Source organism: Coriobacteriia bacterium (assembly GCA_031292615.1).
In the GTDB taxonomy this organism is placed as follows: domain Bacteria; phylum Actinomycetota; class Coriobacteriia; order Anaerosomatales; family JAAXUF01; genus JARLGT01.
The window spans coordinates 1-13,471 of sequence record JARLGT010000040.1; the positions used below are offsets into that span (position 1 = coordinate 1).

Annotated in this window: 13 protein-coding genes and 1 tRNA gene; 11 read left to right on the top strand and 3 right to left on the bottom strand. The window is 64.8% G+C overall.

Translation table 11 applies throughout. From position 1 onward, the window contains the following. The 3 genes from bshB1 to P4L93_03820 all read left to right on the top strand — a co-directional run. A partial coding sequence (gene bshB1 / locus P4L93_03810; protein MDR3686070.1) for a bacillithiol biosynthesis deacetylase BshB1 occupies positions 1–693 on the top strand: 693 nt, incomplete at its 5' end. Positions 694–702: 9 nt separating this feature from the next. After that, on the top strand, positions 703–2,280 hold the full coding sequence (locus tag P4L93_03815; protein MDR3686071.1) for a hypothetical protein: 1,578 nt from the start codon (positions 703–705) through the stop codon (positions 2,278–2,280). 140 nt (positions 2,281–2,420) lie between these two features. Beyond that, positions 2,421–2,594, top strand: a complete 174-nt coding sequence (locus P4L93_03820) for a 4Fe-4S binding protein (GenBank protein MDR3686072.1) — start codon at positions 2,421–2,423, stop codon at positions 2,592–2,594. A gap of 69 nt (positions 2,595–2,663) precedes the next feature. Here P4L93_03820 and P4L93_03825 read toward each other — a convergent pair whose 3' ends face one another. Together P4L93_03825 and P4L93_03830 are read right to left on the bottom strand one after the other, a co-directional pair. Then, positions 2,664–3,407 carry a glycerol-3-phosphate acyltransferase gene (locus P4L93_03825; protein MDR3686073.1) on the bottom strand — a complete coding sequence of 248 codons (744 nt, stop codon included), beginning with the start codon at positions 3,405–3,407 and terminating at the stop codon, positions 2,664–2,666. Next, a complete protein-coding gene (locus tag P4L93_03830; protein ID MDR3686074.1) occupies positions 3,404–4,321 on the bottom strand; it encodes a diacylglycerol kinase family lipid kinase in 918 nt (305 codons plus the stop codon). Before P4L93_03830 ends, P4L93_03825 begins: the two co-directional genes overlap by 4 nt. Before the next feature lie 81 nt (positions 4,322–4,402). Here P4L93_03830 and P4L93_03835 point away from each other — a divergent pair. Next, a tRNA-Arg gene (locus tag P4L93_03835) sits at positions 4,403–4,478 on the top strand. Positions 4,479–4,551: 73 nt separating this feature from the next. Here the strand turns inward: P4L93_03835 and fusA are convergent. Beyond that, positions 4,552–6,612, bottom strand: a complete 2,061-nt coding sequence (gene fusA, locus P4L93_03840; GenBank protein MDR3686075.1) for an elongation factor G — start codon at positions 6,610–6,612, stop codon at positions 4,552–4,554. Positions 6,613–7,049: 437 nt separating this feature from the next. On the opposite strand from fusA, the gene P4L93_03845 reads away from it, so the two are divergent. From P4L93_03845 to P4L93_03875, 7 genes are all read left to right on the top strand, one after another. Then, a complete protein-coding gene (locus P4L93_03845) occupies positions 7,050–7,574 on the top strand; it encodes a peptidylprolyl isomerase (protein MDR3686076.1) in 525 nt (174 codons plus the stop codon). A 10-nt stretch (positions 7,575–7,584) separates the two neighbouring features. Then, a complete protein-coding gene (locus P4L93_03850) occupies positions 7,585–9,024 on the top strand; it encodes a tetratricopeptide repeat protein (GenBank protein ID MDR3686077.1) in 1,440 nt (479 codons plus the stop codon). A 50-nt stretch (positions 9,025–9,074) separates the two neighbouring features. Further along, positions 9,075–9,479, top strand: a complete 405-nt coding sequence (ndk, locus tag P4L93_03855) for a nucleoside-diphosphate kinase (protein ID MDR3686078.1) — start codon at positions 9,075–9,077, stop codon at positions 9,477–9,479. Between the two features lie 91 nt (positions 9,480–9,570). Then, positions 9,571–10,596 carry a 4Fe-4S dicluster domain-containing protein gene (locus tag P4L93_03860; protein ID MDR3686079.1) on the top strand — a complete coding sequence of 342 codons (1,026 nt, stop codon included), beginning with the start codon at positions 9,571–9,573 and terminating at the stop codon, positions 10,594–10,596. Beyond that, positions 10,593–11,447: an FAD/NAD(P)-binding protein gene (locus tag P4L93_03865; GenBank protein MDR3686080.1), complete on the top strand. Its 855-nt coding sequence runs from the start codon at positions 10,593–10,595 to the stop codon at positions 11,445–11,447. The genes P4L93_03860 and P4L93_03865 overlap by 4 nt, the downstream gene beginning before the upstream one ends. Next, positions 11,448–12,191 (top strand): NADH:ubiquinone oxidoreductase, encoded by a 744-nt coding sequence (locus tag P4L93_03870; GenBank protein MDR3686081.1) that lies wholly within the window; start codon positions 11,448–11,450, stop codon positions 12,189–12,191. It abuts the gene before it with no gap. Further along, a complete protein-coding gene (locus tag P4L93_03875) occupies positions 12,188–13,450 on the top strand; it encodes a Ni/Fe hydrogenase subunit alpha (GenBank protein MDR3686082.1) in 1,263 nt (420 codons plus the stop codon). Before P4L93_03870 ends, P4L93_03875 begins: the two co-directional genes overlap by 4 nt. Positions 13,451–13,471: the final 21 nt, after the last annotated feature.

The following is a 13,471-nucleotide window of genomic DNA, read 5'->3' on the forward strand; positions in this document are numbered from 1 at the left end:
ATGGCAGAGGCCCTATTCGATGCGATGTGCATCGGTGCGCACCCTGACGATGTTGAGATCGGCATGGGCGCCACGGTTGCCGGGATGGTGCGCCGCGGCATGAAGGTGGTCATCGTCGACCTGACCAACGGAGAGCCCACGCCGCACGGCACCCCCGAGAAGCGAGCCGCCGAGTCCGCGCAGGCCGCACGCATCCTCGGCGCCGAGCGCCGCACGCTGTCGCAGCGCAACCGCTACCTCTTCGACACCGTCGAGGCTCGCACGGAGCTCGCCGAGGTCATGCGTGAGTTCCGGCCGCGAAGCATCTACGTTCCGTATGCCGACGACACCCACCCCGACCACATCGCGGCGTCTGCGATAGGCGTCGCGGCGCGCTTCTACTCCAAGTTCACCAAGACAGACATGAGCGGCGAGCCGTACTTTCCGGAGCGCATCTACCGCTACATGGCCGTGCACATGCGCGTGATCGCCGAGCCGTCGTTCATCATCGACGTGCACGAAGACCTGCCTACCAAGCTTGCGGCGATCCAGGCCTACGCTTCGCAGTTCGCCGAGAATCCCATCAACTCGGGAATCGTCGAGATGATGCGGATGCAGGCAGCCATGTGGGGCGCGCTGGGCCGTGTTGAGGCCGGCGAGCCGTTCTTTGCCCTCGAACCGTTGGCGCTCGCGAGCGTCGACGACCTGCTTTAGGAGAGATGCGTGGTACAGACCAAGCCAACAACGCCCGCCGGCCATGGCGAGCTACTCGCCCGTCCCACCTACGAGACCTGGGCGGCATTGGCCGCCGCCAATCACGCCGCCGCGGCCGCCTGGTCGTTCAGCGTCGCTGGCCGAGACGCCCGCGAGGTGCGCTCGCTTGCGCGCCAGGAAGCTTTCGAGCGCGCCGAGGAGTTCTCGGCGAGGCTCGGGGTGACCGTTGATGACGCCGGCGACCCGGACGCACTGATCGTGGCGACCGGGCATCAGCCCGAGCTCTACCATCCCGGCGTGTGGATCAAGGACTTCCTGCTGCAGCGTCTCGCCGAGGAGACCGGCGCGACGGCTCTGGATGTGGTCGTGGACTCCGACTCGTTCGAGGTCGTATCGGTAAGCTCGCCGTGTCTGACGCCGGACGTGGCTCGCTGCACGCAGTACCTTGCGGTTGGCTCGCGCGGCACCTCGTTCTCGCAGTCCTCGGTGCCGTCATCGGACGACGTCGAGACGTGGATCGAGGCTGTCACCCAGCAGATCGAGTCGTTGCCGGCGCCGGCCATTCGTCGCCACTTCACCGAGTACGCCGCGGCGCTCCGGGCCGCCCACGACGACGCCGAGAACCTCGCCGAGCTGCTCACGTTCGCCCGCCGCCGCTACGAGGCCAGTGCGGCGACGACCTACCTCGAGCTGCCGGCCACCTCGATGTCGCGCTCCGAGGCGTTTGCCACATTTGTGGCCGATATGGCGCTGTCGGCATCGCGCTTCGCCGAGGAGTACAACGCCGCCCTGGCCGACTTTCGCGTCGTCAACAAGACTCGCTCGGCGGCCCAGCCGTTCCCGGACCTGACCTCGACCCCAGGCTCCACCGAACTCCCGCTGTGGCACCTGCTCGATCACGAGCGCCAGAGCGTGTGGGCCGAGCCGCACCCAGACGGTGTGCGCCTGATGGGTGACGACGGCTCGGTGCTCGCGGACCTGCCGAGCAACCCGGAGGCCGCCATCAAGGCGCTTCTGGCCGCCGATCTCCAACTTGCCCCCAAGGCGCTGAGCCTGACGCTGTTCACGCGCGCGTTCGCATGTGACCTCTTCATCCATGGCGTGGGCGGCGGTGGATACGATCGTGTCACCGACGACGTCTTCCGCCGCTACTACGGCGTCGAGCCGCCGGCCTATGTCGTGGCATCGATCACGATGTATCTGCCGCTGGGCATGCACGTGATCACCGACGCGGAGGTGTCGGCCGCGCGCGAGAAGCTCAACCGGCTCGAGCACAACCCCGACGCGATGCTGTGCGACGTTGAGTTCGACGACGAGGCGGAGCATCGCCGCGCGATCGACCTGGCCGCCGAGAAGTCCACGCTGGTCTCGGCGATTGCGGAACCGGACGCCAACAAGAAGGCGCTCGGGCTGCGCATCCGCGAGGTCAACTCCGAACTGGCGGCGCTGCTCGCGCCCCTGCGCGAGACTCTTGCCGGCGAGTTGGCCGCGCTGGAGTCCCAGCAGGCGACATCGTCGATCCTTACGGACCGCACGTACCCGCTATGCTTCTGGTCGCCACTCGAGGTCGCCGACAAGGCAAGGTAGGAGAGCGGGCATCAAGGGCGAACTGTGCCTGCGACGGCGTGTTTCTCGGCAGTTGGCCTTGTTGTTGCCGACTGTGAGTACAGGCGTTAGTATTGCCCGATTCGGTGGTGAAAACCGCACCGCGTTGAAAGGATATAGACATGTCTCTGCCCGTTGTGGACGCTGATAACTGTACGGCTTGTGGCATCTGTGTCGATGAGTGCCCGAGCAGCTGCTACGACCTCGAAGAGATCGCCAAGCTCAACCGCCCGGACGACTGCACTGAGTGCGGTACCTGCGTCGATGCGTGCCCGAATGGTGCCATCACGATGTAGCTCGACCTGCTCCAACACGAAGGGCCGGAAGCGATTCCGGCCCTTCGTCGTTTCTGTGCTCGGGGCCAGTCAGCCTTGCGGCCCCATGCGATCGTTGATGTAGAGCTTAGGCTCCTGGCCACGGAGCATGCCCACAAAGCGCTTGTGATGCGCCGCATAGACGATCAGCCCCATGAAAAGCGCAAACGGCCAGTCGAACGATTGGGTCGCGATCGCGACGATCGGCAGCGTCGCCGCAGCAGCGACCTGCCCTGCCATCATGTAGCGCGTCACAGCGATAAAGAGCAGCCCCACGAGCAGCACCGCCAGCAGATAGCGCCAGTCGTAGGCCAGGAGCGCGCCAGCCCCGGTCGCCAGTCCCTTGCCAGTGCGCGAGAGTCCCTTGTGCTTGATCAGAGCGACCCAAATCGAGTAGTTGTGGCCTACCACGCTGCCGAAGACCGCGATCCATGGCAGGGGATTGGCGAGCAGGTAGATCCAGCCGTTCCACATCGTCGGAGCCGGAAGCGAAGTCACGCCGCCCTGGATCGCCATCACGACGCCCTGTGAGTACGGGACGAGCACGGGCAACCCACCAAGCCACTTCGCCACGAGCACCGGCACCAGGCCCTTCATCCCGTCGCCAAGCACCGCGAGGACGAACCATCCCCACGACCCTGTGGTTCGGCGAACGTTCATCGAGCCGATGTTCCCGGTGCCGTGTTGCGTGATGTCTTCCCCGGTGACGCCTTTCACGATGATGTAGGCGAAGGGTATCGACCCGATGAGGTAGCTGCCGAGCAGAACGAGCAGCGCTGCCGTCAGTGAGTTCACTGCTCGACGACCTTCTCGGCGGGGACGATGACGTTCATGGCGGCTGGGAAGATGAGGATGTCGTACGCCGACTCGAGCATGACTTCGCCGTCGATCTGACCCTCGAACGGCGTCTCCGAGACTACCGTCAAGCGGGTGGCTCGGCTCATGTGGACAGGCCTCATCTTCGTGTGCTTGCCGAGGACCACAAACGGCAGGCGCATGAACGCCTCGGCCTTGGGGATCTTGTCGATTCGGCAGATGTCGAGCAGCCCATCGTCGATGACCGCGCCGGGCGTGATCTTGAAGCCGCCTCCGTAGGTGGGGCCGTTAGTGACAGCAACGATGAGCGCGTCGGTCTCGAACGGCGGCTCCTCGTCGTACTGGATGACGACCTTCTGCGCGTAGTACTGGTTGTTGAGCACGTGGATGAGCGCGCGAAGGTACAGCGCCAGCCCGGAAAGGCCTGTCGTGACCTTCAGCTCAACAGCCTTGACCGTGACGCGCGCGTCCAACCCCATCGAGACCGATTCGCCGAACCACGTTCCATTGCACCGGCCGAGATCCACGACCTTGCGCCCGCCGGTGGCGATCTGGTTCAGGGCGGTGGACAGGTCGTCGGACATCCCTAGTGTGTGTGCGTAGTCGTTGCCGGAGCCGGTCGGGACGATGCCGAACGCAGGCCTCACGACTCTGTCGTGCTCCATCACACCGTTGAGCACCTCGTGCGCGGTGCCGTCCCCGCCGACGGCCACGATCGAGTCGAAGCCCTCAGCTGTGCGTGCCAGGTCGCATGCGTGCCGAGGCCCGGCGGAGAGCACGATCTCGCACTGCGCGGCCTTGCCGAAGATGCGCTCGACAGCGGGGATCAGCTTGCGCGTCTCGCCGTGTCGAGCAGCTGGGTTGACGATGAAGAGCGTTCTCCCGAGGTGCATTGACGCCTCCGTGGCGGCCATGTCGCTAGGCGGTCTGCGGGTATGATAGAGTGCGCCGAGTCGGCAGCTCGCCGAGTACGTGCCCGCGTAGCCCAGAGGATAGAGCGTCTGCCTCCGGAGCAGAAGGCCACAGGTTCGAATCCTGTCGCGGGCACCATCAGCATCAACACATGAGCCCGGCCCCTTTTAGGGAGCCGGGCTCATGACGTTTGCGCCGCAACACCGATGGGCTAGTGGCCCTCGGCCTTGTCCTTATCGTGCTGATCGATGACCTTCTTGGCCATGTCGAAGGGGACCTCGGCGTACTCGCCGATCTCGATCGTGAAGCTGCCCGTGCCGTGTGAGAGCGACCGCAGCGTGGGCGAGTAATGCACGACCTCGGCGTAGGGAACCAGCGCCTTGATCTCCTGACCGCCCTCGACGCCATCCATGCCCAACACGCGGCCACGCCGCGAGCTGACGTCGCCCATAACCGCGCCCGCATAGGCCTCGGGCACGTCGATAGTCAGCGTCGCGACCGGCTCGAGCAGCACCATATCGGCCTTCTCGCAGGCCGCCCGGAATCCGATACGCGCCGCCGTGCGAAAAGCCATCTCGTTGGAGTCGACCGCGTGCATCGAGCCGTCGAATACGGCGACCTTGATGTCGACCATTGGATACCCGGCGAGCACGCCTTCGAGCATCGTGTTCTGAACACCCTTGTCGATAGCGACGATGTAGGGCTTGGAGATCCTGCCCCCCACGATCTCGTCGTGGTACTCGTAGCCGCCACCGGGATTGGGCTCGACCCGCAGCCAACAGTCGGCGAACTGTCCCGAGCCGCCGGTCTGCTTCTTGTGACGGCCCTCGGCCGTAGCCGATTTGCGAATCGTCTCGCGATACGGGATGCGAAGCTCAATCAGCTCCGCTTCCACGTTGTAGCGCTCGTGGAGCTTGGCGATGGCCACGTCGATTGCGGTCTCGCCGATGCCGGTCAGCACGGTCTGGTGCGTCTCGTCGTCGCGCTTGAGCAAGAGCGTGGGCTCCTCCTCGACGAGCTTGTTCAGCGCCGTGCCGAGCTTGTCCTCATCGGCCTTCGTCTTCGCGACGAGAGCAACCGGGTAGAGCGGTTGCGGGAAGGGGAGCGTCGCGACCTTGACCTCACCCTTCTCGGAGAGTGTGTCGCCGGTGATGACATCACCGAGCTTGGGGAGCACCGCCACGTCTCCTGCGACCACGGCTTCCATGTCCGAGGTCTCCTTGCCGATCATCTTGAAGACGTGCGCGACGCGCTCCTTCTTGCCCGTGCGCGCATCGATGAGTTCGCACCCAGGAGTAAGCGTGCCCGAGACGACCTTCACGAAGTTCAGACGCCCTACGTACGGGTCGAAGATCGTCTTGAAGACCAGTGCGGTGGTGGCGCCCTCGGTGCTGACGCGCAGCGTGTCGCCGCCCTCGAGCGGAATCGCACCGTGGGCAGTGGGCTGAGGGAAGAAGGACACGATCTCGTCCATCAGGTCCTCGATGCCCTGCATCTTGAGAGCCGAGCCGACGAACACCGGGATGAAGATGCCTTGGGCGATCGCCTTGTCGAGCAACTCCTCGAGCTCCTCTTGGTTCAGCGTCTCACCCTCGAGGTACTTCTCCATGAGCGACTCGTCAGCCTCTGCGACGAGATCGGTGAGCTTCTCCCTGGCTGCCTCGGCAGTCGCGACGAGGTCAGCCGGGATCTCGATGACCTCTTCCTTGTCGCCCTCGTGGTGGTAGGCCTTCATACGGATGACGTCCACGACCCCGCGGAAGGTGGCCTCCGAACCCATCGGGATCTGGACGGCGCCAACCCGATGCCCGAACTTGGCGTCGAGTGCGGAGATCACTGCATCGAAGTCGGCGTGCTCTTTGTCCATGCGGTTGATGAACACGGCGCGGGCGATGCCCATCTCGCCGGCTATCTTCCAAAGTCGTTCCGTCTGAACCTGCGGGCCCGCGACGGCGTCAACGACGAAAAGTGCCATCTCGGCAGCTTCCATACCCGCGACGGCGTCGCCCACGAAATCTGCGTAGCCGGGGGTGTCGATGACGTTGATCTTCACGCCGTCGTGTACGACGGGTGCCAGCGAGAGATTGATGGAGAACTTGCGCTTGATCTCCTCGGCTTCGTAGTCGAGGACAGAGTGCCCATCGTCTACGGTGCCAAGCCTCTTCGTTGCGCCGGACAGGTAAAGCATCGCCTCTGCTAGCGAGGTCTTGCCCGCACCGCCGTGTCCGACCAGTACGACGTTGCGGACCTTGTCAGTACCGGGTGCTCCCAAGTGATCGCCTCCTCCGGTAAACACGCCAACACATCGTTGTGATCGCGGCCCGCAAAGAGCGTTCCCGCCTTGCGGGCTGCCTCAGAACCTCAGTCTACCTCTTATCCCCAGAGGCAACGCCAGTCCTTATCATGTGCCTCGCGGACTGGTAGAATGCCGTGCAGTTCGCATCCGGGACGCGCGGGTCTTCAACGGCCGCGCCGCCCGAGCTTTCACGGCCGGTCCTCGAAGGGAGCGCTCACCTTATGAACCTGCGCAAGAGCGCGCGTCTCACATTGCTTGCCACCGTCGCCTTGGCCGGAATCCTGGGACTCGCTGGCTGTGCACAGCCGAGCGCAACGTCTCAGGGCGGCTCGTCGTCCTCGGCTAGTGCCTCGGGGTCTACGGCAGCATCGGATTCGACAGCCCAGTCCACCTCGTCCTCAGGGGAGACCACCGTGCATACACCCGCATACAAGCTCAACGGCAACGAAACCGCCGTCATCAAGACGAGCAAGGGCACGATCAAGGTCAAGTTCTTCGAGAAGGATGCGCCGATCGCGGTCGCGAACTTCATCGAGCTGTCGCTAAAGGGCTTCTACGACCAGATCAAGTTCCATCGCTACGTCGCTGGGTTCGTCATCCAAGGCGGCGACCCACAGACCAAGTCCGCTACTTCGGCCGAGGTAGCCGCCGCCGACGGCGGCGGTTCTGGTCAGTTCGGGACGGGCGGTCCGGGATACACAATCAAGGACGAGTACGCCAACAACCCCAACAAGCATGTCGACGGGTCTCTCGCGATGGCACGTACTGGTGCTCCGGACTCGGGCGGCTCGCAGTTCTACTTCGCTCTCGCCCCTCTGCCGTCGCTTGACGGGCAGTACACGGTGTTCGGTCAGGCCACGTCGGGCCTCGAGGTGATCCACAACCTTCGCGCCGGTGACGTGATCGAGTCGGTCACCATCGAAAACGCCACCAAGTAGCCCGCGGACCGTGGATCAGACCCGCTTTCAAGAAGCTCAGCAGGCGTACGACGCCGGCGATTTCAGGACCGCAGCCAAGGGTTTCTTGGCCGCTGCGGGCCGCGGGCCCGACGGCAACGGTGCCGCCTACCACATGGCTGGCAATGCCCTGATGCGTCTGCGTCGCCACCAAGACGCGGTAACCGTCTATGGGCACGCCCTACGCGACACACTCTACGATCGCCGGGGCGCCGTGTGGTCCAACCTCGGCGCGGCCTACTGCGAGCTCGGAGAGTACGCCGAGGCGGCCAAGGCCTACGAGGAAGCGATCAACGAGGTCGACTACGCGACGCCCTACAAGGCACACCAAGGCATGGCCGGTGCTTTGCTGGAGCGAGGGCGTGTGGAAGAGGCAGCGATCGCGTATCGCAAGGCCGCCCTCGACGCCTCCAACCCCGATCCGGGCAAGGCGCTCGTCAACCTCGGCCTGTGCTTCATGGGCCTGGGTCGTCCGGCCGACGCGGTCGAGGCGTACCGGGCAGCGCTTGGCTTCGAGGAGTACAAGGGCCGCGGCAAGGCGCTTGCGAACATGGGGCAGGCCTACGTCGCGCTCGGTGAGTACGCCGAGGCCGTGCGCTCGTTCGAGAAGGCCACGCAGCTCCACAACCACACGCTCTCACCGTCGGCGCAAGCCGCGTACGATATCGCTCTGGCCCAGGTCAAGCCGGCGGAGCAGCCGGTTGAGCCTGTGGCGACAGCGGCGGCGGCAACGGCGTCGCGAGTAGCGGCCGCCTCGATGTCCGAGGCGTCCGCGGGTGAGCTGACCGACAGCTGGTCGATCCCTGTCCATCCGGTTGCCGCAGCCGATGCGCCACCGAGCTTCGTCGACTTCGGCGAGGAGTTCGCCCACAGCTCGCAGCTGACGCAGCCGCTCGTGCCATTCGACCAGATCGTCGACCCCACCGCCGAGCTTGGAATGGGCGATGAGTCTGCAGTCGCCGACTTCTTCTCGGCAACCGACGAGCAGCTCAAAGCCCGCGACAAAGAGGCGCGCCGAGCCGAGCGTCACGAGCGCGGTCCGTTCGCGGTCTGGCGCACTGTCGGGGTCGCTGTCGTCGTGATCTTGCTGGTCGTGGCCGCACTCGTCGCGACGTACGAGATGGGCTTTGGCTGGCCGACGCAGGCGCAGACGGTTGGCGGCGTGCTCTCGGCGTACGAGACAGGCGGTGCGGTCGACAGCTTCTGGGTCGCCGCGCCGTCCAAGGACGTCGCCAAAGAGATGGCCAAGATTCCGCCGATGAAGGGCTACGAGATCGGCCCCATCGCGCGCGGCGCGACTACGTCGACGGTGGCCGTAACCGTGACGCCCAAGACCGGCGCGGCGCTTCACTACACCATTACGCTCAGCCGAGAGGGTGTCGGCTGGAAGGTCAGCGGCGTGGACAACGACTGGAGCTCTACGGGCGGCTGACAACAGGCCGCCCGCTTTGTATGCCGAACCGCAATCAGGGAGGACACCGCGTGGAGCAGAAGACCTACATCATGATCAAGCCGGACGCCGTCGCCAGGGGCTTTGCCGGCCGCATCATCACGCGTTTCGAGGAGGTTGGACTCAAGCTCGAGCGCATGGAGCTTGGAGTCCTGACCGCCGAGCAGGCCGCGGCTAACTACGCCGAGCACGTAGGCAAGCCGTTCTACGAGGGTCTCGTCGCCTACATCACCTCCGGCCCTGTGGTGAAGATGGTGCTTTCGGGCCCCAACGCTGTGAGCGTTTGCCGCAAGCTCATGGGCGCAACCAACCCCGCTGAGGCCGCCCCGGGAACCATCCGCGGCGACTTCGGTCTGGTGATGGACGCCAATGTCGTGCACGGCTCCGACTCGCCTGAGTCGGCCGAGCGCGAGATCGCGATCTTCTTCGGCGCCTAGTTCCAAGAAACCCCCGGGGGCGGCGGCCATGCCGGAGCCGTCCCCGAAAGCGCCTCGATGAGGCGCCACTGCCTGGGAGTAAGGGGATGCCATGTTCTTTCGCGTGATGGATAAGTCGCGCTTGCCCGACCTTGTCGCCGGTCTTCAGACCGACTTCGAGGTCATCGGGCCGGTCGCCAAGGGTGAGAAGTTCGTGTTCGCGACGCTGCAGGATCCGGATGAACTGCGACTCGACTACGACACGACGCTTCTGCCCCCAAAGAAGTTCTTCGTTCCACCCACTGAGAACCTTATGGAGTTCGAGACCGCCGACAACGAGGTTGTCTCGGCAGATGTCGAGAGCTCGCCGCGCGTGCTCTTCGGCCTGCATCCGTGCGACATCAACGCGCTGATGCTCATGGACAACGTCTTTCTCGGCGAGTACGAGGATCCCTACTACAAGGCGCGTCGCGACTCCACGCTGCTGGTGGGGGTCAACTGCGAGCCTTCGCCGCAGTGCTTCTGCAACTCATGGGGCACCGACGAGGTCCACTGGGGCTTCGACATCTTCCTGTCTGACCTGGGCGATCGGTACTTCGTGTCGGTGCGCTCGGTCAAAGGCGCCGAGCTACTCGACCGTTTCGTCGAGACACGCGACATCACGGATATCGACACTGCCGACCTGCAGCGCGTGACCGCCGAGTTCAAGGCGTCGTTCCCGCGCCACGTCGAGACCTCTCAGCTGCCGCTTCTACTCGACGCCAAGTTCGACGACGCCGTGTGGGACGAGCTGGGGGAGCGCTGCCTTTCATGCGGCGCCTGCTCGATGGTCTGCCCGACGTGCTACTGCTTCGACGTCAGAGACAAGCTCTCGGCGGATGGCAAGACGGGCGAGCGCACGCGTGTCTGGGACTCGTGCATGTTCTCCGAGTTCGCCGAGGTCGCGCATGGGCACAACTTCCGCGCGAGCAGCTCGAGCCGGGTCAAGTACCGCTACTACCACAAACAGTGGGGCTACCTGTCTAAGTTCGAGCGCGTGCTTTGCGTCGGCTGCGGCCGCTGCGAGCGGGCGTGCAAGGCCGACATCTCGCCGCGAGTGGTCATCGATGCGCTGCAGAAGGGGGCGACGGTCAGATGAGCACGGACGCATACAAGCAACTGCGCGCCAACCCGTACCGCCCCTGGCCCGCCCGGATCACCTCGATCACCGAGCTGACCGAGACCGAGAAGCTCTTCGAGTTTCGCCTCATCGACGAGGAAGTCCGCGAGGCGTTCGAGTTCGACGCCGGGCAGTTCGTCGAGGTGTCGATCTTTGGCGTGGGCGAGGCGCCGATCTCGATCTCCTCGGCGCCGAGCAAGCAGGGGTTCATCGAGCTGTGCGTGCGTCGCGCAGGTGACGTGACCAGCGCGCTGCACAACAAGCAGTGCGGCGATATCGTCGGGCTGCGAGGGCCCTTTGGCCGCGGCTTCCCGTTCGAGGAGATGAAAGGTCACGACGTGCTGCTTGTCGCCGGTGGCCTTGGCATCGCACCGCTCAAGTCGCTCATCAACCACATCCACGACGAGCGCCACGACTTCGGTCGCGTCACGATCTTGCTGGGCGCGAAGAACCCGAGCGAGATTCTGTTCCGCAAGCAGTTCGACATGTGGAAGCACCGCGAGGACTTCGACCTGATCATGACGGTCGACCAGCCCGATGACTCGTGGGACGGTGAGGTCGGCCTGGTCACGAAGCTCTTCGACCGGCTCGACGTCGACGCTACATCTACGTTCGGCGCAATCTGCGGACCGCCCGTCATGTACAAGTACGTCATCGACGAGATGCGTAAGAAGCACATGGACGCCGACCGCATCTACGTCAGCTTCGAGCGGCGCATGAAGTGCGGCATCGGCAAGTGCGGCCACTGTGGTGTTGGCCATCAATACGCCTGCATCGACGGCCCGGTATTCAACTACTGGGAAGCCATGAACCTGCAGGAGGCGATCTAGATGCCGGCCCACGTCGCGGTCATCAGCCTGGCGAGCGACTTCGGTTGCCAGGTGCAGATAACAAACCTGGACGACAAGCTGCTCGCCGTTCTCGGCCAGTTCGAGCTTTCGTATTGGCAGCTCGCTTCGAGCGGCCACCTCCCCGACACCTACGACGTCGCGGTCATCGAGGGCGCCGTCACCACTCCCGAGCACGTCGAACTGCTCAAGCGAGTGCGCGCCACCGCCAGAACCGTCATCCTGATCGGCGCTTGCGCCGTGACTGGCGGCATCCCGGGTCTGGCTGCGGACGGCTTCGACGAGCGCCTCGGCTGCGTGTACGGCGATGACGGTACTCTGCTGGTGTGTGGCCGCATCTCGCCGATGCCGGTCGACTCGGTCATCGACGTCGACTACCGCGTGCCCGGTTGCCCGATTCAGCCAGACGAGCTCGTCGCTGTGCTCCAGCGTGCGCTCATGGGTCTGGCCGACCGCCCGCAGCGCGAGCCCATGTGCGCCTCATGCAAGGTCGCCGAGAACCAGTGCTTCTACGAGCACGGGGTGGTCTGCCTCGGCATGATCACGCGCTCGGGATGTGGCGCAAAGTGCATCTCACTGGGCCGCCCGTGCACGGGCTGCCGAGGAGTTGCCGCAGATGCCAACCTTGAATACGCCCGCCAGGTGCTCGTGGAGCGAGGGCTCGACCCGGCCCGGCTCGTGACCGCGTTGCAGCTCTACAACTCGCTTCAGGAGGCCGCCCGATGAGCACGCTTACCGTAGAACACGTCGCCCGGATCGAGGGCCACGGCACCATCAGCGTTGAGGTCGACAACGGCGCGGTGGGCGAGATCAGAATGGATATCGTCGAGCCCACACGCTTCTTCGAGTCGATGGTCGTGGGGCGGCGCTTTGACGAGGCGCCGCTGATCACGTCGCGCATCTGCGGCATCTGCTCGCCCAACCACGCAGTCACCTCGCTCAAGGCGCTGGAGGCCGCGATGGGCATCGAGATTTCGGAGCGCACCCGGCTCTTGCGCACACTCCTCGTTCACGGCTCCTTCCTTCAGAACCACGCCACGCACCTCTACGTGCTCGCGGCACCCGACTACGTCGGCCTGCCCAACTTCATCCCGTTGGCCGAGAGCCATCCTGAGGTCGTAGCACGCGCTCTGAGCATCAAGAAGCTTGGCAACGACCTGACTACCGCCGTCGGCGGGCGCCCGGTACACCCGATCACCGCCGTCGTAGGAGGGTTCACCGCCGAGCCCAGCAGGGCTGACCTCGAGGCACTTGCCGAGCGGCTGCGCTCCGTAGCCAAAGACGTGGCCGAGACCGTGGGCCTGTTCTCGACCTTCGACGTGCCCAAGTTTGACACCGCAGGCGAGATGCTCGCGCTGAAGGCCGAAGGCGAGTACGCGGTCTACGACGGCGACGTCTGCGCGCTAGACGCCGGTTGGTGCCGCCCCGTCGGCGAGTACCTCGACTTCGTCAGCGAGCACGTGGTCGGCCACAGCAACGCCAAGCACTCGACCATCGACGGTCGCACGTTCATGGTCGGCGCGCTGGCGCGGGTCAACCTGAACTGGGATCAGCTGATGCCCACCGCGCGCATCGTCGCCTCCAAAGCGGGGCTGCGTCCGATCTCTAAGAACACGTTCGCCAACAACCTGTGCCAGGCGATCGAACTTGTCGACGCCGCCGAGCGCTGCGCGATGCTATGCCAGAGGCTGCTCGACGAGACGGGTTCGAGCAAGCCCGTCGGCTACAAGATCAAGGCCGGCGCGGGTACCTCGGCGACTGAGGCACCTCGCGGCACGCTCTATCACACGCTCGCCATCGACGACGATGGATTTGTGACTGCAGGCAACGTAATCACGCCCACCGCACAGAACCTCGCCAACCTCGAAGCCGACATGCGCGCTTTCGCGCCCACGGTGGTCGATCTCCCCGAGGAGCAGTTCGTTCTGCGCATCGAGCAGCTCGTGCGTGCGTACGACCCGTGCCTGTCGTGCGCCGTGCACTAGCGGGCAACATTCCCTGAGTTG

Coding starts and splice junctions, on each gene's coding strand:
- P4L93_03870 (MDR3686081.1), top strand. CDS start 11,448: ATGCCGGCCCACGTCGCGGTCATCAGCCTGGCGAGCGACTTCGGTTGC.
- P4L93_03830 (MDR3686074.1), bottom strand. CDS start 4,321: ATGCACCTCGGGAGAACGCTCTTCATCGTCAACCCAGCTGCTCGACAC.
- P4L93_03860 (MDR3686079.1), top strand. CDS start 9,571: ATGTTCTTTCGCGTGATGGATAAGTCGCGCTTGCCCGACCTTGTCGCC.
- P4L93_03865 (MDR3686080.1), top strand. CDS start 10,593: ATGAGCACGGACGCATACAAGCAACTGCGCGCCAACCCGTACCGCCCC.
- P4L93_03820 (MDR3686072.1), top strand. CDS start 2,421: ATGTCTCTGCCCGTTGTGGACGCTGATAACTGTACGGCTTGTGGCATC.
- P4L93_03875 (MDR3686082.1), top strand. CDS start 12,188: ATGAGCACGCTTACCGTAGAACACGTCGCCCGGATCGAGGGCCACGGC.